Below are 7,134 nucleotides of genomic sequence, written 5' to 3'. Positions count from 1 at the left end.
ATATCTTTCAAACCTTCAACAGTATTGTTCACCGGGACAGTGATACTTCGACTGATAACAAAAGAAAGAAACATTCCTGCTAAAATACCAACCATAATAATACCAATCAGCACAAACGCCGTTGCATGATAGGTTTTCCGGGAAAAGGTCCACTCCTTTGCCGCCATTTCAAGATTCACTTCAGTCAGGCGGTTGAGCTTGTCTCTCATTTTTTCAAACTGCTCTCTTGCCTGGGCAAGAGAAAGATCCAACGCTAAGCGCCGGCCTTCTCTGGTATCTTCTTTTCTGCCGTCAATGACTTTCCTGGAAACAATTTCCCAATCTTTTCTTAAGGCCTCAAAGTCAGCGATTAATGCCGCTTCTTCTTTTCCAGACGCAAGGGCTTTGTATTTATCAAATCGTTCCCGGGCCTGTTTCAGATTGGTCTCATAGTCATCGACCAGTGATTTAAAAATATCTGTTTGAACATTTGCAAATATCATTGAGCGTTCTGAAACCAACAATTGCTGTAAATCCCTGTCCGCTTCAATCAAATAATCAATACTGTGGAGTCGAACCGAATAAATAGAATCAAGGCTTGTTTGAACTTGTTTAAGGCTGCTGAACGCATAAATACCGATAACAAGCATAAAGACAACCATCAATGTAAAACCAATTCCGAGCTTTACCCTTATTTTAATATTTTTTAAAATATTCACACATCCTCCAGGAATAAACGCCACCGATGGTTTAATTCACTTGATCGACATCTATTCCGAACGTAATCGCCCCAATGACTTTATCGCCATCTTTAACCGGGACTGAAACCTGTACGAGATAGGATTGACTGCTTTCATCAAATTCAACTTCATCGATAAATACAGCGCCGGCTCCATTGTTGATTGATTCATTAAATTTGGCTTCATCGCCCTGCCAGTAATCGGAGGTTTTATCGGTCATGGCAACAATTGCTCCAAGATTGTCCATGACAAATATTTCCGCGTAAAACGGTTTCTGGGCCTGTATTGTTTTCAAATGTTTACCACAGGCCGAATCCATAAGCGCCTTCATATAGTCGGCGATCCCGGCCGTTTTCTGCCACTTTTCATCCATGCTTTTAACCTGATCAAGGGTTTTGCCTTTTGCATTTTCCTGATTGACAGCGTCGACGATAACCGGGTCACTCCCGATAGCAGCAAGCGTTGAATGAGCGAGATCAACGATTGTTTTTGGTGCTTTTTCTGCAAACGAAAGGGATGGGATAATCAGAAACAGAGCAAGAATAAAAATGTTGATTTTTTTCATTTAGGGCCTCCTGAATTCAACGGTTACGTAAACTTCAATTGTAATCGATGGGACCACATATTCATACAACGAAGTGACATATCCCAATGGTCTGAAAAATCGGGGATAAGGGGATAATAATAATTAATTTAAGATGAAAAACGAAGATCTATAAAAGCGTGCGCGATATTGGGATTCTGGTGATTTAATTTGAGTTAAAAATTTACATTACATTCGTGTTAATTGCAATACAAAATACAATCCGGCATCAGGATCAGGGCAAGGCAATCGCATGTATGTGTCCGGTTGAATCGCTATCGGCACCAACACCGCTTGATACCGAAAGCAAAAAAGCCAACGCCGGCAGAATGCGTTTCCCCTGAGGTGGAGCAATCCCCTGGAACGGAAATTTGGTGCGCCACCGCCTGACGCCGTGGGTTATGCCTTGGGCATGGTCTCGCTACCTCTTAGCCTTGGTGTCTCCGTGAGAAAACAAAAAATTGGATTCTCTGTTGTCTCGCCACGGGGCTGAAATGACGATGCCCCTGATTCATTATCCCGGCTCTAACCGATCATGTTTTTCAGGCGGTTTGCGATGATGTCTTCGGCCTCGCGGACAATGCGGGTCACCAGATCACGGACGGTGGGAATGTCCCGGATCAGGCCGGCCACCATGCCCGCCGACCAGACACCGGCTTCGATATCGCCGGTTTCATAAACGGTTCGGCCACGTGCTCCGCTGACAAGGGGGGCCAGTTCTTCGATGGTGATAGTCCCGCGCCCTTCAAGGGCCAGGATTTCATCGGCCACGGAATTTTTATAAATTCGCGCTGAATTTTTCAAAGTTCGCAAGATCAGGGCGCTTTTTCGCTCGTCGGCGTCCACCAGGGCTTTTTTGACATTGTCGTGGACCGGAGCTTCTTTCGTGGCGAGAAACCGGGTGCCCATGTTGATGCCGTCGGCCCCCAGGCTCAGGGCGGCGGCAAGCCCCCTGCCGTCGGCGAATCCTCCGGACGCGATGATGGGGATGCTCAGGGCGTCTGCGGCCAGGGGAAGCAGCACCAGGCCCGGAATGTCATCCTCGCCCGGATGACCGGCGCACTCAAATCCGTCCACGCTGGCGGCGGCGCATCCTATTTTCTGAGCTTTCACGGCATGCCTGACCGAGGTGCATTTATGGATGACCGTGATTCCGGCATCCAAAAACCGGGGCATGAATTCTTCGGGGCTGCGTCCGGCGGTTTCCACAATGCGGATGTTTTCAGAAATCATGGCCTCCACATAGTCCATGTAGGGCACGGGTTTCAGGGTGGGCAGAAGGGTCAGGTTCACACCGAAGGGTTTGACCGTCATGGCTCTCATTCGCCGGATTTCCTTAACCAGATCCTCGGGACCGGGCTGGGTCAAGGCGGTCAGAATACCAAGGCCCCCGGCCTCTGAAACCGCCGATGCAAGTTCCGCCTTACTCACCCACTGCATGCCTCCCTGGATCACGGGGTGCTCGATGCCCAACAGCTTGGTAACCCTGGTTTTCATGTAGGTCCCCCTTTGTTTCAGATTATGGGTATGTCTGTTTTGGAATGAATCACGATATGATGAACTCGTAAAAAGTCATCAAATGACGGCAAAGAAAAAAGTTCGAGTTCAAGGCGTCGCGAATCCCGAGGAATGAGGCGTACTTTGGGTACGCCGCAGTGACGAGGGATGAAGCGCAACGCAGAAATCGGACTTTTTACGAAGCCGTCACGATATGATTTCAATAAAAGTATATCAAAAACACTTTAAAACCAAGCGGTTTATTACGTGCCTGGTCAGTCGTGTTTGATGAACGCGTAAAACGTCATCAAAGAATGGAAAAGAAAAAAGTTCGCGTTCAAGGCCTCGCGAATCCATTTTAATGATGCGTACTTCGGGTACGCCGCAACGACGGAGGATGACGCGAAACGCAGAGAGCGGACGTTTTATGAAGCCGTCAATTTTTGTTCCGGAGCTTAAAAAGAATTATCTATGCCTGTGCCTCTTGATCAAGTCTTTGGCGCCGTTCTTCCAGCACGGTCAAGACGTGGTCGATGCGCGCTTTGTGTGTTCGATACAACCCGCTGTCCTGTTTAAGCAGGCGGTAACGATAAAGCATATGTTCGCATCGCTGCCGTTCGGACAGGGCGCTCCATCCACCGGCATGGCGCACATGATCGGCCATAAGTTCGTTGAGGCCGTCATAGCTGCCGTTCGCGGTTATGAGCAGACCGAAAAAGAAATCGCAGGGATAGGCAAGGAACCATTCGGGCATCGGGTTGAGAATACGGGCGCGGAAAAATATGGAGCAGGTCGGTTCGCGGCCAAAAAGCTCAAAAACATCGGCTTGAGACATTCTGGCGGGCGGGTTATCGAGCATTTTTTCCTTGATGACCTGTCCTTTGTCATCTAAGAGCCGTGCATTGTGAAAACAGCCGGCCGCCTCGGGATGACTATTCATGTAATCATACTGCTTTTGCAGTTTCAGGTGATCGGTCCAATAGTCATCGCCTTCGAGCAGCGCGATATATTCGCCCCGGCAGGCGCGCATGGTGTCGATGGCGTTGGCTCGTCCGCCGTCGCCTGCATTTTCGGGGCAATAGCGTACGCGCAATTGCGGTGCGTGTTTTTCATAGGCTCGCAGAATATCGACGGTTCCATCGGTTGAACCATCATCGCCGAGGACGATTTCCAGGGGAAAGTTGACCTTTTGCTCGCAAACGCTGTCCAGCGCTTTTTTTATAAAAGGCGCATGCTGGTAGGTAATCATGCACACACTGACGTGAACCGTCATGACGTTTCCTTTCGTTTCGCTCTATTTCGCCGCCTGGTATCCGCCATCGACCACCAGGTTGGTCGCGGTGATCCAGCGTGCCGCCGGGGACAGCAGGAAAAGACAGGCGTTTGCGACGTCTTCCGGCCGCCCCGGGCCGAGGGGATGCGCGAGTATCTGTTGACGATAGGCTTCTTCACCGAACTGCCGTCGAAACGATTCGCTCATACCGGTCTGCTCCACGACACCGGGGGACACGCAGTTGACGCGGATATTCCGGGGCGCCAGTTCAATCGCCAAAGATTTTACACCGCTGATCAGGGCGGCCTTCGACGCGCAATAGCCGGTCAGCCCCGGATATCCGAAGGCCGCGGCAACGGACGCGACAAACACAAGGCTCACGGCTTCGGCCCGGCATTTTTTTGCGGTGACCACTCGAGCGAGTTCAAATCCGGCCACCGCGTTTATTTTCATCATGTCCATGGCATCCGCCGACGTCAGGAGGGACGCGGGCTGTATGTTTTTGATGCCCGCCGCATAGAGCATGCCGTCGAACTTGCCCATACGCTCTACGCTGTCTTCCAGCAGGCCTCGGGCATCGGCAAGGGAAAGCAAATCGAGTTGCACGGCATGACAGCTCGTCTCGCCGTATGCTTTTTTGAGGGCTTGCAGGGCGGCGGTTTCGCGCCCGATCAGGGTGACGCGCGCCCCCGCGGACAGCAACGCTGTGGCGGCCGCCCGGCCGATCGCGGAGGTCGCGCCGGCAATGACCACATGCCTGTCCGTAAAATCACCCGGGTTAGTCATGGGTCTCCCCTTCGACGACGGCGAAAATCGCGGAGCACAATTCCGGATAATCCAGGCCGACCTGCACCATGGCCTCCAGGATTTGGGGAGACAGTTTCAGGACACGCATCTGCTCGTTCGACATCGGTTTGAGAAAGAGTCCTTCGGCCTTGTGAAGAACCAGGCGCGCGGCCTTCAGGTCTTCCTCGAGCCGTTCAACCGTGTAGGTTCGCCGGTGCCCGGCCGCCACATCGTTATCGGACAGATACATATAATCGTCTATCAACCCCGCGTGGTACCCGAAACGTCGATTCAGGCTTTTCCCGTTGGGAACCGAGATAAAAATCCGTCCATCCGGCTTCAGGAAGCGGCGAAAATGCCGCAGCAGCAAAACGGGGTCATCCACGTGCTCGAGGACGAAGCCCATGGAAACGGCATCGAACCGCATATCGGTATCGAAAGTTTCAAACATCGACTGTACGACCTCCACGCCGCACTGCGGATATTTCGAGCGAAACAGTTCAATCATGGCGTGCGAGCCCTCAATGACAAGATGCGAATCAAACAGGGCGTTCAACGCGGCGGTGACCCGTCCGGCACCCAGGCCGAGGTCCAAAAGCGAACCGCCGCGTGCGTAGAAGGCCACCCGTTTGGGGTACCACTCCTGGAACAGGCCGTTTTCTATGGCGAACGGATTATCCTGCCAGTTTTCATAGAGTTCCCGGCAGTCATCCAGTGTGTGGGGTTTTATCGTTGTCATGAATCGCCCCCCTGTTTTGCATGCCACGCCTTTTTGACCTGCTGGAACTCCTCATTAAGCAGGGCCATGCGTATAACATTATGAAACCTGCCGTTTTTGAAAACCGCCTGACGCAGGACACCTTCCTGCCGGTGTCCCATCATGGCGTGCAGATTACGCACCGCCTCGTTACTTTCAAGCACATCGACCTCGTATCGATTGAGGCCAAGCTGATCAAAACAGTAGGCATACACCAGGTAACAGGCTTCCAGCATGAATTGCATCCGGCGGTGTGCCCGACTCATGTAGAGGGCATATCCCACCGCGCCGCGATGCACCCAGTCGATATTTTTACAGCCGACATAGCCAATCATTTCGTCGTTTTTCTTCAGGCAAATCGCCCAGTAAAAGCGGTTGGAGGTGTTAAAGATGATGTCTTCAATCCACTGTTCATCCACAGCGGACGACACATGACGAATCAGGCCGCCATGCGCCTCCTGATCCTCGAGATCGCGCCGCCAGGTGTTGATAATCGGGGCGTCCTCGCGCTCAAACGCCCGCAGGTAAACGGAAAACGACCTTGTTATTGAGTTGTTCACGATCCGCACCTTCCCTTGTTCAGTACTCCCCCGCCCGATATGCGGGGAAAAATGTTGTTTTGCCGACGGATTCGCACAGACGCGCATAAGCGTCACGATTGAGTATCCGACCGCACAAATAGACCGGAATCGTGCCGGTCGCCCAGCCTTTTTTAAAGGCGACCAAACCATCCCGTCCGGATTCTGTGCCGGCCCCGCCGCCCAGGTCGAGTCGCTTGACGCCTTCATCGATCAGCGCGCTGACGGCAAAGGCATACAGGGCATAGGACGCGCTGCAGGCATACCCCTGCCGGTCAAACGCCGCCAGGTGATTGTAGGCGACGCTTCCCCGGCAATACCATATTTGCGCGCCGACCAGCCGTCCATCCGGTCGCGACGCCGTAAAAACACGCGTGCCCGGCAAACGCAGCTGGCTATCGAACGCCTCACGCGAAAAGGCATGAATGCCGGTCAATCGATGCCGGGCGATCAGCTCATCATACAACCGGCACCATTCATCCAGAACGTGTTCATCGGCCGCAACGCGCTGCGTATAGACTTCGCGGGCGGATTTGCGCACATAATAACGGTGATGTCGCGACACACGATCGAGGTGGTACCGGTTTGCCTCAATCACATAGTGATCTTTGAAGACGCGGCATACATCCAGTTCGCTCCGTATTTCAGCCAGCGCTCCGGCTGCGAAAGGGTCATGCACCCATACGGCCGACACATGGCGCTCATCCTGTCCAAGTTCATCCAGATCTCGGGGCAGAAGGGCATAATTTTCGCAGCATAAAAACGGGTACGGCCCCATGAAATCGGCCCATGCCCGCCCATCGTCCGATGCGCCGGGTACGGGGCGCCGCAACAAGGAGCCGCAAGCCCTCGCAAGGGGAACGACCTCGCCATAATTGCACAGGGAACGCGCATAATCCGGATGGGCGTATCCGTGGCCTTCCGATTGCGTCTCGCTCATG

The 7,134-nt window shown here is 52.7% G+C and carries 8 protein-coding genes; all 8 read right to left on the bottom strand.

Features of this window, described 5'->3' with window-relative positions:
• On the bottom strand, nt 1-698 hold a 698-nt coding region (locus tag ACYQ11_RS20260; RefSeq protein ID WP_459925645.1), incomplete at its 3' end, for an MCP four helix bundle domain-containing protein.
• A gap of 31 nt (nt 699-729) precedes the next feature.
• Nucleotides 730-1,284: a PDC sensor domain-containing protein gene (locus tag ACYQ11_RS20255; RefSeq protein ID WP_459925644.1), complete on the bottom strand. Its 555-nt coding sequence runs from the start codon at nt 1,282-1,284 to the stop codon at nt 730-732.
• A 543-nt stretch (nt 1,285-1,827) separates the two neighbouring features.
• Nucleotides 1,828-2,820, bottom strand: a complete 993-nt coding sequence (locus ACYQ11_RS20250) for an NAD(P)H-dependent flavin oxidoreductase (protein ID WP_459925646.1) — start codon at nt 2,818-2,820, stop codon at nt 1,828-1,830.
• A gap of 448 nt (nt 2,821-3,268) precedes the next feature.
• A complete protein-coding gene (locus ACYQ11_RS20245) occupies nt 3,269-4,072 on the bottom strand; it encodes a glycosyltransferase (RefSeq protein WP_459925643.1) in 804 nt (267 codons plus the stop codon).
• A 21-nt stretch (nt 4,073-4,093) separates the two neighbouring features.
• Complete coding sequence (locus ACYQ11_RS20240; RefSeq protein WP_459925642.1) at nt 4,094-4,858, bottom strand: SDR family NAD(P)-dependent oxidoreductase; 765 nt, start codon at nt 4,856-4,858, stop codon at nt 4,094-4,096.
• Nucleotides 4,851-5,597 carry a class I SAM-dependent methyltransferase gene (locus ACYQ11_RS20235; RefSeq protein ID WP_459925641.1) on the bottom strand — a complete coding sequence of 249 codons (747 nt, stop codon included), beginning with the start codon at nt 5,595-5,597 and terminating at the stop codon, nt 4,851-4,853. The genes ACYQ11_RS20240 and ACYQ11_RS20235 overlap by 8 nt, the downstream gene beginning before the upstream one ends.
• The gene (locus ACYQ11_RS20230; protein WP_459925640.1) at nt 5,594-6,175 is read right to left on the bottom strand and encodes a GNAT family N-acetyltransferase; all 582 of its coding nucleotides are present in this window, start codon (nt 6,173-6,175) and stop codon (nt 5,594-5,596) included. The genes ACYQ11_RS20235 and ACYQ11_RS20230 overlap by 4 nt, the downstream gene beginning before the upstream one ends.
• A 19-nt stretch (nt 6,176-6,194) precedes the next feature.
• The gene (locus ACYQ11_RS20225) at nt 6,195-7,133 is read right to left on the bottom strand and encodes a GNAT family N-acetyltransferase (protein WP_459925639.1); all 939 of its coding nucleotides are present in this window, start codon (nt 7,131-7,133) and stop codon (nt 6,195-6,197) included.
• Nucleotide 7,134 lies beyond the last annotated feature (1 nt).

The sequence above is a fragment of the Desulfatiferula olefinivorans genome, from assembly GCF_054657895.1.
The sequence above is the reverse complement of the archived record's forward strand: the minus strand, read 5'-3'. Positions and strand labels throughout refer to the sequence as shown.